We start from the raw sequence: 16,577 nt of genomic DNA on the forward strand, positions 1-16,577 counted from the left end.
GCCAAACTATTGACCTTCCTGCCGCCATCCTAAACAATCAACACCGTAATGTCACATTGATATTTAAGCGGCTGCCACCCTTCCTACGTACGCTCGAGTACCCCTTCGGAAGTTTCCGACAGAACGTCAAGCTGGTTGCCATTTTCGAATGCAGCAACGTCCTTTTGCTGTGATCTGGGACAAGAGGTCCCTAGGAAAAACGTCTCATGCGCGCGTCATTGTTCACTGCTCTTCCTTTCGCCCTTGCTGCCAGTTTCGCTCAAGCACAAAGCCTGCCTGAAGCCATGCAAAAAGCCCTTGAGGTGCATCCGGAAATCCAGGCCGGGGTTAACAGCCGTATCGCGGCCGACTACCAACTGCGTGCTGCCAAGGGCGGCTATCTGCCGAAGGTCGATGTGCTGGCAGGTTACGGCCGCGAAGGGACCGACAGTCCGAGCACGGGCAACCGCTGGGAAACCCTCAACCGCGGTGAATCCAGCCTGCGTCTGCGGCAAATGGTTTTTGACGGTTTTGCCACCTCCAGCGAAGTAGGGCGTCAACAAGCCACCGTTAACTCGCGCGCTTACTCCTTGCTCGGTGCCTCCGAGCGCACCGCGCTGACCGTCGCCCAGGTTTACCTGGACGTCCTCACCCGTCGCGAAATGGTGCGCCTGGCTGAAGACAACCTGCGCAGCCACGAACGCATCTACGACCAGATCAAGCTGCGCACAGCCCGCGGCGTGGGGCGTCTGGCTGACCTCGACCAGGCCGAAGCGCGTCTGGCTCAGGCCCGTAACAACCTGATTACCGAGCAGACCAACCTGGCAGACGCCAAGACCAACTACCTGAGCGTGGTTGGCCAGATGCCGGACGAGCTGAGCGCCCCTGCGCCGTTTATCGACCTGCTGCCAGCCAACCTCGACGAAGCCCGGCAACAAATGGTCGAAAGCAGCCCGATCCTGCGTTCGGCGGAGTCCGATATCGCGGCGGCGGAAAAACAATACGAGGCGGCAAAGTCTACGTTCTATCCACGTTTCGATGCAGAACTCGGACGGACGGCCGATAACGATATCGATGGCATGAACGGCCACAACAACGAATGGCAGGCTATGCTGCGTATGAGCTTCAACCTGTATAACGGTGGGAGCAACAAGGCCGATCTGGAATCCAAGTCGTACCAGACCAACCAGGCGCTGGACATTCGTAACAATGCCTTGCGCCAGCTCAATGAAGAACTAGGCCTGGCATGGAATGCTATGGATAACGCCAACGCGCAATTGCCTATTGCCCAGCAATACGTCGACTACAGCAACAACGTGCGCAGCGCCTACCAGAAGCAATTCAGCCTGGGCGAACGGACGTTGCTCGACTTGCTCGATAGTGAGAACGAGCTCTTCACCGCTCAGCGTCGCCTGGCCGAGGTGAAGAACAGCCAAGTGTTTACTCAATATCGAATCAAGGCGACCATTGGCCAACTGCTCAAGAGCCAGGGCGTTGTCGCGCCAATGGCCTCCGTTGTGCAAAACGATATGAAACCGAAGGTCAGCCTGCCAGGCATGAACTGAGGTTCACCTTAATCTCCAACCGTAATCATCAAGAGAAACCGCGTGGAATCAGAAGTCAGTCGAGTCCAACTCAGCCATGATCCACGCAGTCAGCACGATGATCCGTTGCTGGACAGCCTGCTGTCCCTCTGTGTGTTGCACCAGAAGCCCGCCAGCCGGGCAATGCTGACCACCGGTCTGCCATTGCCGGCCCAGCGCCTGAGCCCGGAGCTGCTGCCGCGTGCGGCGGCCCGTGCCGGTCTGCAGGGGCGTCTGTTGCAACGCAAGCTGGAGCAGATACCGGGCATCGCCATGCCGGCGATGCTGCTGCTCAAGGATGGTCGCAGCACGGTGTTGCTCGGTTGGGAGAATGACGACACCGCGCGGCTGTTGCTCAGCGAGAGCGACGGCGGCGAGGTGCATGTCAGCCGCGAGGCGTTGCAGAGTGACTACAGCGGGCGGGTGTTCTTCGCCCAACCGCAGCACAAGTTCGACGTCAATCACGGCAACCTGATTCCCCGCGCCCGCTCCTGGTTCCGCGACACGCTCAAGCGCAGCCGCTGGCTGTACATCGATGCCATCGCCGCCAGCCTGGTGATCAACCTGATCGCCCTGGCCGCGCCGCTGTTCGTCATGAACGTCTACGACCGCGTGGTGCCCAACCAGGCGACCGCGACCCTGTGGGTGCTGGCTGTCGGTATCTGCGGCGCCTATATCTTCGACCTGATCCTCAAAGGCCTGCGCAGCTTGTGCCTTGACCTTGCCGGGAAAAAGACCGACCTGATCATCTCCGCCACGCTGTTCGAGCGCATCGTCGGCATGGCGATGAAATACCGTCCGGCGCGGGTCGGCAGCTTTGCCCAGAACATTCACGAATTCCAGGGGCTGCGCGATTTCCTCGCCTCGCTGACCCTGACCAGCCTGATCGACCTGCCGTTTACCCTGCTGATCCTGCTGGTGATCGCCATCATCGGCGGCCATCTGGTGTGGATTCCGATCATTGCCTTCCCGCTCGCCCTGGGCATTGGCTACGCCCTGCAGAAGCCCTTGGTGGCGACGCTGGAGCGGACCATGGCCCTGGCGTCCGAGCGCCAGTCGAGCCTGATCGAAACCCTGGCCGGTCTTGATGCGGTCAAGGTCAACAACGCCGAAAGCGAACGCCAGTACATGTGGGAGCAGACCATCGGCACCCTCAGCCGTCTGGAGCTGCGGGTCAAGGTGCTGTCGGGTCTGGCGATGAACATCACCTTGCTGATCCAGCAACTGGCCGGGGTGGCGCTGATCTGTGCCGGTGTTTACCAGATCATTGCCGGCAACCTCAGCATGGGTGGCCTGATTGCCTGCTACATGCTCAGTGGCCGTGCCCTCGGCCCGCTGGCGCAACTGTCCGGCTTGTTGACCCGCTACCAGCAGGCCAAGGTCACCATGGTTTCGACCGACCAGATGATGGAGCTGCCACAAGAGCGCAACTTCGAAGAGCGCCCGCTGAGCCGCCAGGTGCTGCAGGGTGCAATCGAGTTCCGCAACATTGATTTCACCTACCCGAACCAGCAGAACCTGGCGCTCAAAGGCGTCAGCCTGAGCATCCGGCCGGGTGAGAAAATCGGCATCATCGGCCGAAGCGGCTCGGGCAAGAGCTCGCTGGCCAAGCTGATCGTCGGCCTGTACGAAGCCGACGGCGGTTCGCTGCTGGTCGACGGCGTGGACATCCGCCAGATCGACGTCAGTGAACTGCGCCACAACATCGGCTATGTGCCCCAGGATATCCAGCTGATGGCCGGCACCCTGCGTGACAACCTGGTCAGTGGTGCGCGTTACGTCGAGGACGAAATGGTCCTGCAGGCCGCAGAACTGTCAGGTGTCCATGAATTCGCCCGCTTGCATCCGCAGGGCTATGAACTGCAGGTCGGCGAGCGTGGCCAGAACCTATCGGGCGGTCAGCGCCAGAACGTTGCCCTGGGCCGGGCGCTGTTGCTCAACCCACAGATCCTGCTGCTCGACGAGCCTACCAGCTCCATGGACAACACCGGCGAAGAGCGTCTCAAGCAGCGCCTGCAAGCCGTCATTGAAAGCAAGACCGTGGTCCTGGTCACCCACCGGGCATCGTTGTTGTCTCTGGTCGATCGCTTGATCGTCGTCGATCGCGGACAGATTGTTGCGGATGGCCCGAAAGCCGCCGTCATGGATGCGCTGAAGAAGGGGCAGATCAGTGTTGCATAAGATCGATATGGGTCAGGTCAAGGACAGCCTGCGCAAGTACTTCAAAGGCTCCGAGTCGCTCAGCGGCCAGCCGCTGCCCGAGGTCAACAAGGCCCTCATCGAGGATGCGCCGCGTATCGTGCGCATGACCATCTGGGGCGTAATCGCGTTCTTCCTGTTCCTTGGAATATGGGCCAACTTCGCGATCATCGACGAAGTCACCCGGGGTGAGGGCAAGGCGATTCCGTCGTCCAAGCTGCAGAAAATCCAGAACCTGGAAGGCGGCATCGTTGCGCAGATCTTTGCCAAAGAAGGCCAGATCGTCGAAGCGGGCGACCCTTTGCTGCGTCTGGACGATACCCGTTTTGTATCCAACGTCGGCGAGACCGAAGCGGATCGCCTGGCCATGGCCTTGCGTGTAGAGCGCCTGAGTGCCGAGGTCGAAGACCGTCCGCTGAAGATCGACGAAGAGATTCGCAAGGCTGCGCCAAGCCAGGCGGCCAACGAAGACGCCTTGTACCAGAGCCGTCGTCAGCAATTGCAGAGCGAAATCGGCGGCTTGCAGGAGCAACTGGTGCAGCGCCAGCAGGAACTGCGCGAGTTCAGCTCCAAGCAGGCCCAATACCGCAATAGCCTGCAGTTGCTGCGTCAGGAGATCAGCATGTCCGAGCCGCTGGTGGCCCAGGGCGCAATCTCGCAGGTTGAAGTGCTGCGCCTCAAGCGTGCCGAAGTGGAAAACCGCGGTCAGCTCGATGCCACCTCGCTGGCCATCCCGCGGGCCGAGTCGGCGATCAAGGAAGTCGAGCGCAAGATCGATGAGACCCGTGGCAAGTTTCGCAGCGATGCCCTCACTCAGCTCAACGAGGCGCGCACCGACCTGAGCAAGGCGCAAGCCACTGGCAAGGCCCTGGATGACCGGGTCAACCGGACCCTGGTCACCTCACCGGTGCGCGGTATCGTCAAGCAGCTGCTGGTCAACACTGTCGGCGGTGTGATTCAGCCGGGCAGCGACCTGGTCGAAATCGTACCGCTGGATGACACCCTGCTGGTTGAAGCGCGTATCCGCCCGCAAGACATCGCTTTCCTGCATCCCGGCCAGGAAGCCATGGTCAAGTTCACTGCCTATGACTTCACCATCTATGGCGGCCTGAAAGCCAAGCTGGAACAGATCGGCGCCGACACCATTACCGATGAAGACAACAACACCTTCTACGTGATCAAGCTGCGTACCGATCGCAGTCACCTGGGCACGGATGAAAACCCGTTGTTGATCATTCCGGGCATGGTCGCCTCGGTGGATATCATCACTGGCAAGAAGAGCGTGCTGAGCTACCTGCTCAAGCCGATCATTCGTGCCCGGGCTGAGGCGCTGCGCGAGCGTTAACAGCATCGCGGGGCAAGCCCTGAAGCCCACCATATGCTTATTCAATAAAGATATTTAAATTATCTCTCTTATGACTTTATAGTCACTTCCCTGCGTACCTGCCGACCAATCGGCGCGCCGCACGACCGAACCAACACGGAACCCCGTGAGTTTCTGATCGATGCGCGCACCTTTGGGCGCGCTCTGCGTGGGAGTGAATCATGTCAGCGGCCTCCAGCGTCTTGTCACCTGTCGACAGCGCACAACAACAACGCTTCGAAATTCGTCCTTTCTCCGGTGCCGTCGGTGCCGAAATCATCGGCCTGGACCTGTCCCGTGCAGTCACCACCGAAGACTTCGCCCGGATTCACCGCGCGCACCTAGACCACCATGTGCTGGTGTTTCGCGACCAGCACATCACCCCCGAACAACAGATTGCCTTCAGCCGCCGCTTCGGTGTGCTGCAGATCCATGTGCTCAAGCAGTTCCTGCTGGCCGGCCACCCGGAAATCCTCATCGTCTCCAACATTGTCGAGAACGGCCAGAACATTGGCCTGGGCGATGCCGGCAAGTTCTGGCACTCAGACCTGTCGTACAAGGAGCTGCCGAGCCTGGGCTCGATGCTGCATGCCCAGGAGCTGCCGAACGAAGGCGGCGACACCCTGTTCGCCGACATGCACAAGGCCTGGGACGGCTTGCCTGAAGCCCTGCGCACTGCCGTGCAAGACCGTAGCGCGGCGCACTCCTACACCGCGCGCTACAGCGAAACAAAATTCGAAGGCAACTGGCGCCCGACGCTGACGGCCGAGCAACTGGCCCAGGTGCAGGAAGTGATTCACCCGGTGGTGCGCACGCACCCGGAGAACGGCCGCAAGGCCCTGTTCGTCAGTGAAGGCTTTACCACCCGCATCGTTGGCCTGCCCGAAGACGAAAGCCGGCAGATCCTCGCCGAACTCCATGCCCACAGCGTGCTGGAACAGAACATCTACCGCCACCAGTGGCAGCCACGTGACCTGGTGTTCTGGGACAACCGCTCGCTGATCCACCTGGCCGCCGGCTGCCCTGCGCACCTGCGCCGCAAGCTGTACCGCACCACCATCCAGGGCGATGCCCCGTTCTGACACGTATCGAGGAGTACAGCATGCGCAAGTCAATCAGCCGCCTGGCGGCCAGTATCGGTCTGGGTGTCAGCCTGCTCGCCGGCAGCCTGGTAGCCCCGGCAACCGCCCAGGCCGAAGGTGAAATCCGTATCGCCGAACAATTCGGCATCGTTTATCTGCTGCTCAACGTGGTGCGCGATCAGAACCTGATCGAGAAACACGGCAATGAGCAGGGCATCGACATCAAGGTCGACTGGACACAACTGTCCGGCGGCGCCGCGATCAACGATGCCTTGCTGTCCGGCTCGATCGATATCGCCGGAGCCGGAGTCGGCCCGCTGTTGACCATCTGGGACCGCACCCAGGGGCGGCAGAACGTCAAGGCCGTAGCGTCGCTGGGTAACTTCCCGTACTACCTGGTCAGCAACAACCCCAATGTAAAGACCATCGCCGACTTCAGCGAGAAGGACCGTATCGCCTTGCCGGCCGTGGGGGTCTCGGTACAGTCGCGTTTCCTCCAGTACGCTGCGGCCAAACAGTGGGGGGACAAGGAGTACAACCGCCTCGACAAGTACACCCTGGCCGTTCCGCACCCTGACGCTACCGCCGCCTTGCTGGCCGGTGGTACCGAGCTCAATGCGCACTTCTCCAACCCGCCGTTCCAGGACCAGGTGCTGGCCAACAAGGACGTGCACGTCGTGCTCAACACCTACGACCTGCTCGGGCCGAACTCGCCAACCGTGTTGTTCGCCACCGAGAAATTCCGCAAGGACAACCCGAAAACCTACAAGGCCTTTGTCGATGCCCTGGCCGAGGCCGCGGATTTCGCCCAGAACGACAAGGCGGCCGCGGCCGATACCTACATCCGCGTGACCAAGGCCAAGATCGACCGCGAAGCGCTGCTCAAGATCATCGACAACCCGCAGTACGAGTTCAGCGTCACGCCGAAAAACACCTACCCGCTGGCCGAGTTCCTCTACCGCGTGGGCGCGATCAAGCACAAACCCGACTCCTGGAAAGACTACTTCTTCCAGGACGAGACACCGCTGCAAGGGAGCTGAAGCGCATGAACACCCCATTGCAAGGCCACACGGTCAGCAAGTTGAGCAGCGTCGCCACGCCGCCGCTGCTGCAGGTGGATAACGTCAGCCTGGAGTACCGCACCGCGCAACGCGTGGTGCGGGCCACGCACCAGGTCAGTTTCGAAGTGGACAAGGCTGATCGCTTTGTCCTGCTCGGCCCCTCCGGTTGCGGCAAGTCGACGCTGCTCAAGGCGGTCGCCGGTTTTATCGAGCCGCAGGAAGGGCAGATCCGCCTGCAGGGCCAGGCGGTGCATGGCCCGGGCCCGGACCGGATCGTGGTGTTCCAGGAGTTTGACCAACTCCCACCGTGGAAAACTGTCAAACAGAACGTGATGTTCCCGTTGCTGGCGTCCGCCACGCTCAAGCGCAAGGAGGCCGAAGCGCGTGCCTTGCATTACCTGGATAAAGTCGGCTTGGGCGGTTTTGCCGATGCCTATCCGCATACCCTGTCAGGCGGCATGAAAGCCCGAGTGGCGATAGCTCGCGCATTGGCCATGCAGCCGAAAATCCTGTTGATGGACGAACCTTTCGCCGCCCTCGACGCCCTGACCCGGCGCAAGATGCAGGAAGAGTTGCTGCTGCTTTGGGAAGAGGTGCGTTTCACCTTGCTGTTCGTCACCCACTCGATTGAAGAAGCATTGGTGGTGGGCAATCGCATCCTTTTGCTGTCGCCTCATCCCGGGCGGGTACGCGCCGAAATCCACAGTCACCAATACGACCTGCAGAGCCTAGGCGCCAGTGATTTCCAGGCCTCGGCGCGACGCATCCATCGCTTGCTGTTCAACGATGACGCGCATGCCGAGCACGACCCGGCACTGGATTTTACCGACATCCGTATTGCCTACTGACCGGGAGAATTGCCATGACCACATCTGTTACGCCGCGTCAGGAATACGAAGTCGTCCTCGAGCCGCTGCTCAGTGTGCCGATCGAACGTGAGCTACCTCTGGGCCAGCGCTTGTGGCAACAGGCCTGGCTGCGCAAGGGGCTGATCCTGGTGCTGCTGGCGGTGGCCTGGGAAGCTATCGCTCGCTACCAGGCTAACGACCTGCTGCTACCCAGCTTCCTGCAGACTGCGGCGGCCCTGTACGACGGCCTGATCACGGGCGAATTGCCGGCCAAGGTCGGCGTTTCCCTGGTGGTGCTGCTCAAGGGATATCTGCTGGGTATTGTCCTCGCGTTCGGCCTGACCACCCTGGCCGTCTCGACCCAGTTCGGCCGTGATCTGCTCAGCACCCTGACTTCGATGTTCAACCCGTTGCCGGCCATTGCCCTGCTGCCGCTGGCCTTGCTCTGGTTCGGTCTGGGCGACAACAGCCTGATTTTCGTCCTGGTGCATTCGGTGCTCTGGGCCCTGGCCCTGAACACCTATGCCGGGTTTCTCGGTGTGTCGGAAACCCTGCGCATGGCCGGGCGCAACTATGGTCTGCGCGGCTTGCGACTGGTGCTGCACATCCTGATCCCGGCGGCGCTGCCGTCGATTCTCTCGGGTCTCAAGATCGGCTGGGCCTTCGCCTGGCGCACCCTGATTGCCGCGGAACTGGTGTTCGGCGCCACCAGTGGCAAAGGCGGACTGGGCTGGTACATCTTTCAGAACCGCAATGAGCTGTACACCGACAAAGTCTTCGCCGGGCTGGCCGTGGTGATCCTGATCGGCCTGCTGGTGGAAAGCCTGGTGTTCAACAACCTGGAGCGCATTACCGTGCGCCGCTGGGGTATGCAGCGCTGACCGGCTCAGGCGCTCTGGTACTGCGCCGCAGCGTTGCTCAGGGTTTCGGCGATCTGCTGGCGCAGGGCCAGGGGCTGTTCGACGATCAGGCCGTCGCCCTGGCTGAGTAACCACCAGCGCAGTTGCCAGCCGTTGCTCACCGTCGCACGCAGGCAGTGGCCGTGCTCCAGCTGGGTCAGGTGCATATCCGCTGACAGCGGGGTTGCACGCACCAGGCGCGCCAGGTTGTCGCTGATCCAGGCCTGCAACTCGATCTTGTCGGTATCACCAAACTGCAGGGCATCGCTGCGCAAATAGGCCTGCAGATCAAAGTCGCGCAGGCCTTCGCTGGCGTTGTTGAGCACGCGCAACTGGTGAAAACCGGCATTGGCCGCCCAGTGCCAGCCGTAGGGAATGCTCTTGTCGTTGCGCTCCAACGGAAAAATCAGCGACAGCTCGTTCAAGTCGCGTTCAATGGTGCGCTTGCTGATGGTAAAGCCGGCGTCTTTCAGGCGTGCTACCAGCTCGGCGCTGGTGGTACCGGGTGAACGGCTGGGCAGTTGGCGCAATAACTCCCATTGACGGCTGAGTGTGGCGCGGGTCGTGGCGGAGGGCAAAGTGTGGCGTCCTTGTCTAGGCTTGCGGTTGTAGCATGTTCCTAGTGGAAAGATATGGCAATTGGCCATTTATCTATCGAATCAAGGATGAAGTAGTTGATTTGCCTCAACCGAATCGTTCGCGACAGGTTTTGTCGTGGCTTTGCGCAGAATCACGCCTCATTACTCCTGCCTTCGTTTCGGCGGGTTGTTCAATGAGGATGAACATGTCAGCTGCCAGCAACATTTACCCACTGCTCGAGCGTCTGCTTCCCGAGCGCATCATTGCGGTGTCTGGCCGTTCCAGCCAACTGGAGCGGTTGTACGCCGGTGTGGGTATACCCAGCCAGCGGGCAGCTTTGGGTGAAAGCTTCATCCTGATCAGCCGTCTCGAGGAGGCCAGCGACCTGCAGGCGCTGTACAGCGATCTGCGGGCCCAGGCTCTGGATGGCAGTGTCGCGGCACTCAACGACCTGGGCTGGATCTGGCTCAATGGCAAGTACTGGCGCGCCGACCCGATGCTGGCCGGGCACCTGCTACGCATGGCGGCGTTGCAGGGCAGTGCGCCGGCCTGGTTCAACCTGGGCCAGCAGTATTATTTCGGCAAGGGTGTAGAGGTCGCCTATGCCAGTGCGGCTGAGTATTACCAGCAAGCCTTCGAGCGCGGTCTGGAACAGGCGGCCGCGGCCTTGGGCGATCTCTACGAGGAAGAAATCTGCGACAACGAAGTGCAGGAGTGGAAGGTCGACCTGCACATGGCCTACCACTGGTTCTTGCGCGGCGCCCAGCGCGGCGAGGCGCGCTGTCGTTTTGAAGTCGGCTACCGGCTGCTGCACGGGCAGACCGTGGCAGCCGACCAGAAGGCCGGCGTGTACTGGCTGGAACTGGCGGCCGTGGCCGGGGTGATGCAAGCCGCCGAAGAGCTGGCGGTGCACTTCAGTGTGTCGCAGAACGCCTTGCGCTACCTGTTCTGGCGTGACCAGGCCATCGCCATGGGCAGTTCGCTGGCCCTGACCATGAAGCTCGAAGATCAACTGCAACCCTGAGCGTGGCGCTCGTCAGCCACGCTTGACGGCGGGGGCGATGATCGAAGAATATTGATAGTTAGCAAACTATGAATATAGCGATGACCCTCCCTTCATGACTCTCGATGCACTGCACCTGAACATCAGCAGCGGTATGGTGGTGGCCGGTCGGCACTGGCGGCGGATCTGCCAGGCGACCTTGGCCGGCTACGGTATTTCCGAAGCCTGTGCCATGCCGTTGCTGATGATCGTGCGCCTGGGCGACGGCGTGCACCAGGTGGCGGTGGCCCAGGCCGCCGGCCTTGAAAGCCCCTCGCTGGTACGCCTGCTCGACCAGTTGTGCAACGCCGGGTTTGTCTGCCGCAGTGAAGACCCGGTGGACCGCCGGGCCAAAGCCTTGAGCCTGACCCACAGTGGCCGGGTACTGGCGGAAACCATCGAGGGCGAGCTGGTGCGTTTGCGCCGGGAGGTGCTGCAGGGCATCGATGAAGCCGATCTGCTGGCCACCCTGCGTGTGCTGCGGGCCTTCGAACAGGCCGCGCAGCGCACCCCGGGAGTGTCTTCGTGAAGGACTTTTTCAGCACCCTGCCGCCCGCGCGCGACTGGTTTTACGGCGTGCGTACCTTCGCAGCATCGATGATCGCCCTGTACATCGCCTTGCTCATGCAACTGCCACGGCCTTACTGGGCCATGGCCACGGTGTACATCGTCTCCAGCCCGTTTGTCGGCCCCACCAGTTCCAAGGCGCTGTACCGTGCCATGGGTACCCTGCTGGGCGCGGCTGGCGCGGTGTTCATGGTGCCGCTGCTGGTGCAGACGCCGGTGCTGCTGACCGTGGCCATTGCCCTGTGGACCGGCACCTTGCTGTTTCTTTCTCTGCACCTGCGCACTGCCAACAGCTATGCCCTGATGCTGGCGGGCTACACCTTGCCGATGATCGCCTTGCCGGTGGTCGACGATCCGCTGAGGGTGTTCGACATCGCCTCGTCGCGGGCCCAGGAAATCTGCCTGGGTATCGTCTGTGCCGCGGTGGTCGGGGCGATCTTCTGGCCGCGGCGCCTGACGCCGGTGCTGGTGGGCGCCACCGGCAACTGGTTCAACGAGGCCATTCGCTACAGCGATACTTTTCTGGCCCGCAGCGCATCGGCCGAAACCGTGGGTACCTCGCGCGCTTCGATGGTTGCCACCTTCAACTCCCTGGAGTTGATGATTGGCCAACTGTCCCATGAAGGCGCACGCTCGCAGACGGTGAAAAATGCCCGCGAACTGCGCGGCCGGATGATCCACCTGTTGCCCGTGGTCGATGCGCTGGACGATGCCCTGGTGGCCCTCGAAGCGCGCGCGCCGGCCCAGGCCTCTCAGCTGCAACCGTTGCTGGAGCAGGCTCGTGAATGGTTGAAGAGTACTGCCAGCGACGCCGCGCCGAGCCGCTGGTCAACCCTGCGGGCACAGCTCGAAGCGATGCAGCCCAGCGCCGCCGCCCTCGACGAGCGCGCCGCGCTGCTGCTGTCCAACGCGCTCTACCGCCTGGCCGAGTGGGTCGATCTGTGGCAGGACTGCTGCAGCCTGCAACACGCCATCCGCAATGAAGACCTGTCGCCCTGGCGCGCGGTGTACCGGCATTGGCGCCTGGGCCGGCTGACGCCGTTCTTCGACCGTGGCCTGATGCTCTACTCGGTATTCTCCACCGTGACCGCCATCATCGCCGCCACCACCCTGTGGATCCTCTCGGGCTGGAACGACGGCGGTAGCGCGGTGATTCTGGCCGCCGTGGCCTGCAGCTTCTTTGCCGCGATGGACGACCCGGCGCCGCAGATTTACCGCTTCTTTTTCTGGACGGCGGTGTCGGTGGTGTTCGCCAGCCTCTATCTGTTTCTGGTGCTGCCCAACCTGCACGACTTCCCGATGCTGGTGCTGGCCTTTGCCGTGCCCTTCATCTGCGTCGGTACCCTGACGGTACAGCCGCAGTTCTACCTGGGCACCTTGCTGACCATCGTCAACACCGCCTCGTTCATCAGTATCCAGGGCGCCTACGACGCTAACTTCCTGACCTTCATCAACTCCAACCTGGCCGGGCCGGTGGGGCTGTTGTTCGCCTTCATCTGGACCCTGGTGATGCGGCCGTTCGGCGTCGAGCTGGCGGCCAAGCGCCTGACGCGTTTCAGCTGGCATGACATCGTCGGCATGACCCGGCCTGCGACCCTGGCCGAACATCGGCGCCTCGGCGTGCAGATGCTCGACCGCCTGATGCAGCACCTGCCGCGCCTGACCCAGACCGGCCAGGACACCGGCAGCGCCTTGCGCGATCTGCGCGTGGGCCTGAACCTGCTCGATTTGCTGGCCTATATGCCACGGGTCGGCGCGCTGCCACGCCAGCGCCTGGAGCGAGTGGTGGAGGAGGTCGGTGAACACTTCCAGGCCTGCCTCGACGCCCGTCGTCGCCTGCATGCCCCCGAAGTGCTGCTGCAGAGCATGGAGCGTGCGCGCCGTGCCCTGAACCTCAATGACCTGGCGGATAGCGCCGACGCCCGCGTGCACCTGCTGCATGCCTTGAGCGGCTTGCGCCTGGCGCTGCTGCCAGGTGTCGAGGTGGTGCTGGAACCCTCTGGCGACCAGCCGCAACTGCCTTACGGCATCGATGGAGCGCCCCTGTGATCGGTGAACTGGATATCAGCGGGGTGTTCCTGCCCACGCTGCTGGTGATGATGGTCCTCACCTACCTGATGTTTCTCGGGGTGCACGCCGTGCTTACCCGTGTGCATTTCTACCGCCTGGTCTGGCACCGGGCGTTGTTCAACGTTGCGCTTTACGCCGTGCTGCTCGGCACGGTCGACCACTTTTGCCGAAACCTGATGCTGCCATGAAAAAACCCTTATTGACCCTGGGCCGCGTGGTCCTGACCCTGCTGGTAGTGACGCTGGCGACCGTACTGGTCTGGCAGATGGTCATGTATTACATGTTCGCCCCCTGGACGCGGGACGGGCATATCCGTGCCGACGTGATCCAGATCGCCCCGGACGTGTCCGGGTTGATCCAGCAGGTCGAGGTCCGCGACAACCAGGTGATCAAGCGTGGCGACGTGCTGTTCACTATCGACCAGGACCGATTCAAGCTGGCGCTGCGCCACGCCCAGGCGACCCTGGCCGAGCGCAAGGAAACCCTGGCCCAGGCTCAGCGTGAGGCACGGCGTAACCGTGGCCTGGGCAACCTGGTGGCGCAAGAGCAACTGGAAGAGAGCCAGTCCCGCGAGGCCCGCGCGCAATCGGCGCTGGCCGAAGCCCAGGTCGCGGTGGACGCTGCTCAACTCAACCTCGACCGCTCGGTGGTGCGCAGCCCGGTGGATGGCTACCTCAACGACCGCGCACCGCGTGCCCACGAGTTTGTCAGCGCCGGCAAGCCGGTGCTGGCGGTGGTCGACAGCGCGTCCTACCACGTCGATGGCTATTTCGAAGAAACCAAGCTCGGTGGTATCCACATCGGTCAGGCTGTGGATATCCGCGTGATGGGCGACAACGCCCGCCTGCGTGGGCATGTGCAAAGCTTTGCGGCGGGTATCGAAGACCGAGACCGCACCAGCGGTGCCAACCTGCTGCCCAACGTCAACCCGGCCTTCAGCTGGGTGCGTCTGGCCCAGCGGATTCCGGTGCGGATCGCCTTCGATGAAGTGCCGGCGGACTTTCGCATGATTGCCGGGCGTACCGCGACCGTGTCGATCATTGACGGTAACGGCCAATGAAACGCCTGTCGCTGCTTGGTGTGAGTCTGCTGCTGTCGGCCTGCCAGATGGTCGGGCCGGATTACTCACTGCCCAAGGAGGCGGCGATGCAGCGCGCCGACCTGCAGGGTGAGTTGCGCCAGGATGCCCACAGCGTGGTGTCTGCGCCGGTGCCGCAGAACTGGTGGCATCTGTATCACGATCAGCGTCTGAACACGCTGGTCAGCCAGGCCCTGGCGGCCAACACTGAATTGCGCGTCGCGGCGGCCAATATCGCCCGTGCGCGTGCTCAGGTCGAAGAAGCTCAAGCCCAGGTCGGATTCAACGGCGGGGTAAAACTGGGCGCGCAGCGCTTGCAGGAGTCCGGTGAAGCCTTCCTGCTGCCGGAGAAGGTACCGGTGGCGAACATCGGCGAAGCCATCATCAGCGCGTCCTACCAGTTCGACCTCTGGGGCACCCTCAAGCGTGGCGTCGAGGCTGCCCAGGCCAATGCCGACGCGACCCAGGCCGCTGCCGATACCGCACGCATTACCCTGGTGGCCGACGTGGTGCGCGCCTACACCCAGGTCTGCGCGGCCAACGAGGAGTACCACATCGCGCGTGAGTCGTTGGATCTGCAGGAGCAGAGCGTGAATCTGGTCCAGCGTCTGCGCGACGCCGGGCGTGGCGACGAAACCCAGGTGACCCGTTCGCAGACCCAGTTCAAGTCGCTGCGTGCCGAGCTGCCGCGCTACCAGGCCGCACGCGAGGCGGGCTTGTATACCCTGTCGATGCTGCTGGCCAAACCGGTTGCGCAGTTGCCAGCCGGCACCGCTGATTGCGCCGAGTTGCCGCACATCGCCCAGGTGTTGCCGGTGGGCGATGGCGCCGCGCTGCTCAAGCGGCGTCCGGACATCCGTCAGGCTGAGCGCAGCCTGGCGGCGGCCACGGCGACCATCGGCGTAGCTACCGGTCAGCTCTATCCGGACATCAGCATCGGTGCCCAGGTCGGCACCATCGGTATCCTGGAAAACCTCGGCGAACCGGCGACGAACCGTTGGGGCTTCGGCCCGGCGTTGACCTGGACCGTGCCAACCAATGGTTCGCGTGCACGCATCCGCGAGGCCGAGGCCTCGACCCAGGCGGCGCTGGCGCATTTCGACGGGGTGGTGCTCAACGCCATCCGCGAAACCCAGACCAGCCTGGCGCAATACAGTGCATTGCTGGAGCGGCGTGACGCCCTGGCAGACGCCGAGCGCTCGGCGCAGCAGGCGGCAGATCATACCCACCGTTTCTACCAGGCTGGGCGCGAGTCGTTCCTGGCTGATCTGCAGGCGACGCGGACCTATACCGATATGCGTGCGCAACTGGCCATGGCCAATACTCAGGTGGCGATGGGGCAGATCGGGCTATTCCTCGCCTTGGGTGGTGGCTGGTAGGTCACTGCCTGTGGGAGCGGGCTTGCCCCGCGATGCGATCTGACAGATACACCGCAATCGCGGGGCAAGCCCGCTCCCACCGAGTCCCCCCAAAGGCACTATCACTTATCCACAAACCCCTTGAGCATCTCGATCGGCAACGGAAAGACGATCGTCGACGACTTGTCCCCGGCGATCGTGCCCAGGGTCTGCATATACCGCAGCTGCATGGCCCCCGACTGGCGCCCGAGCATTTCTGCCGCCTGCATCAGTTTCTCCGAGGCCTGCAGTTCTCCTTCGGCATGGATCACCTTGGCCCGCCGCTCGCGCTCGGCTTCGGCCTGGCGGGCAATGGCGCGGATCATCGATTCATTGAGGTCGACATGCTTGATCTCGACGTTGGCCACCTTGATGCCCCAGGCGTCGGTTTGCGCGTCCAGTACCTGGCGGATATCCAGGTTCAGGCGCTCACGCTCAGCCAGCAACTCATCCAGCTCATGCTTGCCGAGCACCGCGCGCAAGGTGGTCTGCGCCAGCTGGCTGGTGGCCATGAGAAAGTCTTCGACCTGGATGATCGCCTTCTGCGGGTCGAGCACGCGAAAGTACAGCACGGCATTGACCTTGACCGAGACGTTGTCACGGGTGATCACATCCTGCGGCGGCACATCGAGGACCACGGTACGCAGGTCGACCCGGACCATTTGCTGGACCCCGGGAATCAGCAGCACCAACCCCGGCCCCTTGACCCGCCAGAAACGCCCGAGCTGGAACACCACGCCCCGTTCGTACTCACGCAGAATGCGAAACGCCGACAGTAACAGCACGGCAGCAAATGCCAGCAACGCACCAATGCCCAGTTCGAAAAACAT

At 62.5% G+C, this 16,577-nt stretch carries 15 protein-coding genes; 13 read left to right on the forward strand and 2 right to left on the reverse strand.

Annotated elements, in window-relative coordinates; translation table 11 throughout:
- The first annotated feature begins 206 nt into the window (after positions 1-206).
- The 7 genes from ACVI9W_RS13155 to ACVI9W_RS13185 all read left to right on the forward strand — a co-directional run bounded on the left by ACVI9W_RS13155 (position 207) and on the right by ACVI9W_RS13185 (position 8,996).
- Complete coding sequence (locus tag ACVI9W_RS13155) at positions 207-1,544, forward strand: TolC family outer membrane protein (RefSeq protein WP_038605350.1); 1,338 nt, start codon at positions 207-209, stop codon at positions 1,542-1,544.
- Positions 1,545-1,586: 42 nt separating this feature from the next.
- On the forward strand, positions 1,587-3,743 hold the full coding sequence (locus ACVI9W_RS13160) for a type I secretion system permease/ATPase (RefSeq protein ID WP_157190706.1): 2,157 nt from the start codon (positions 1,587-1,589) through the stop codon (positions 3,741-3,743).
- 7 nt (positions 3,744-3,750) lie between these two features.
- Positions 3,751-5,106 (forward strand): HlyD family type I secretion periplasmic adaptor subunit, encoded by a 1,356-nt coding sequence (locus ACVI9W_RS13165; protein WP_342625569.1) that lies wholly within the window; start codon positions 3,751-3,753, stop codon positions 5,104-5,106.
- Positions 5,107-5,306: 200 nt separating this feature from the next.
- Complete coding sequence (locus ACVI9W_RS13170; protein ID WP_461530217.1) at positions 5,307-6,206, forward strand: TauD/TfdA dioxygenase family protein; 900 nt, start codon at positions 5,307-5,309, stop codon at positions 6,204-6,206.
- 20 nt (positions 6,207-6,226) lie between these two features.
- Positions 6,227-7,246 (forward strand): ABC transporter substrate-binding protein, encoded by a 1,020-nt coding sequence (locus ACVI9W_RS13175; protein ID WP_461530218.1) that lies wholly within the window; start codon positions 6,227-6,229, stop codon positions 7,244-7,246.
- Positions 7,247-7,251: 5 nt separating this feature from the next.
- Complete coding sequence (locus tag ACVI9W_RS13180; protein WP_461530219.1) at positions 7,252-8,115, forward strand: ABC transporter ATP-binding protein; 864 nt, start codon at positions 7,252-7,254, stop codon at positions 8,113-8,115.
- A 14-nt stretch (positions 8,116-8,129) separates the two neighbouring features.
- On the forward strand, positions 8,130-8,996 hold the full coding sequence (locus ACVI9W_RS13185) for an ABC transporter permease (protein ID WP_038605366.1): 867 nt from the start codon (positions 8,130-8,132) through the stop codon (positions 8,994-8,996).
- Positions 8,997-9,001: 5 nt separating this feature from the next.
- On the opposite strand, the gene ACVI9W_RS13190 is transcribed toward ACVI9W_RS13185, so the two are convergent.
- Positions 9,002-9,592 carry a WCX domain-containing protein gene (locus tag ACVI9W_RS13190; protein ID WP_461530220.1) on the reverse strand — a complete coding sequence of 197 codons (591 nt, stop codon included), beginning with the start codon at positions 9,590-9,592 and terminating at the stop codon, positions 9,002-9,004.
- 206 nt (positions 9,593-9,798) lie between these two features.
- On the opposite strand from ACVI9W_RS13190, the gene ACVI9W_RS13195 reads away from it, so the two are divergent.
- From ACVI9W_RS13195 to ACVI9W_RS13220, 6 genes are all read left to right on the forward strand, one after another.
- A complete protein-coding gene (locus tag ACVI9W_RS13195) occupies positions 9,799-10,617 on the forward strand; it encodes a tetratricopeptide repeat protein (protein ID WP_461530221.1) in 819 nt (272 codons plus the stop codon).
- 94 nt (positions 10,618-10,711) lie between these two features.
- The gene (locus ACVI9W_RS13200; protein WP_038605374.1) at positions 10,712-11,164 is read left to right on the forward strand and encodes a MarR family winged helix-turn-helix transcriptional regulator; all 453 of its coding nucleotides are present in this window, start codon (positions 10,712-10,714) and stop codon (positions 11,162-11,164) included.
- Complete coding sequence (locus ACVI9W_RS13205; RefSeq protein ID WP_461530222.1) at positions 11,161-13,251, forward strand: FUSC family protein; 2,091 nt, start codon at positions 11,161-11,163, stop codon at positions 13,249-13,251. The genes ACVI9W_RS13200 and ACVI9W_RS13205 overlap by 4 nt, the downstream gene beginning before the upstream one ends.
- Entirely contained in the window at positions 13,248-13,460 is a 213-nt protein-coding gene (locus ACVI9W_RS13210; RefSeq protein WP_461530223.1) for a DUF1656 domain-containing protein, read from the forward strand. The genes ACVI9W_RS13205 and ACVI9W_RS13210 overlap by 4 nt, the downstream gene beginning before the upstream one ends.
- Positions 13,457-14,332, forward strand: a complete 876-nt coding sequence (locus ACVI9W_RS13215) for an efflux RND transporter periplasmic adaptor subunit (RefSeq protein WP_038605378.1) — start codon at positions 13,457-13,459, stop codon at positions 14,330-14,332. Before ACVI9W_RS13210 ends, ACVI9W_RS13215 begins: the two co-directional genes overlap by 4 nt.
- On the forward strand, positions 14,329-15,729 hold the full coding sequence (locus ACVI9W_RS13220) for an efflux transporter outer membrane subunit (RefSeq protein WP_461530224.1): 1,401 nt from the start codon (positions 14,329-14,331) through the stop codon (positions 15,727-15,729). The genes ACVI9W_RS13215 and ACVI9W_RS13220 overlap by 4 nt, the downstream gene beginning before the upstream one ends.
- 101 nt (positions 15,730-15,830) lie before the next feature.
- On the opposite strand, the gene ACVI9W_RS13225 is transcribed toward ACVI9W_RS13220, so the two are convergent.
- Positions 15,831-16,577 carry a slipin family protein gene (locus ACVI9W_RS13225; RefSeq protein ID WP_157190718.1) on the reverse strand — a complete coding sequence of 249 codons (747 nt, stop codon included), beginning with the start codon at positions 16,575-16,577 and terminating at the stop codon, positions 15,831-15,833.

This window comes from Pseudomonas sp. 210_17 TE3656 (assembly GCF_054821965.1).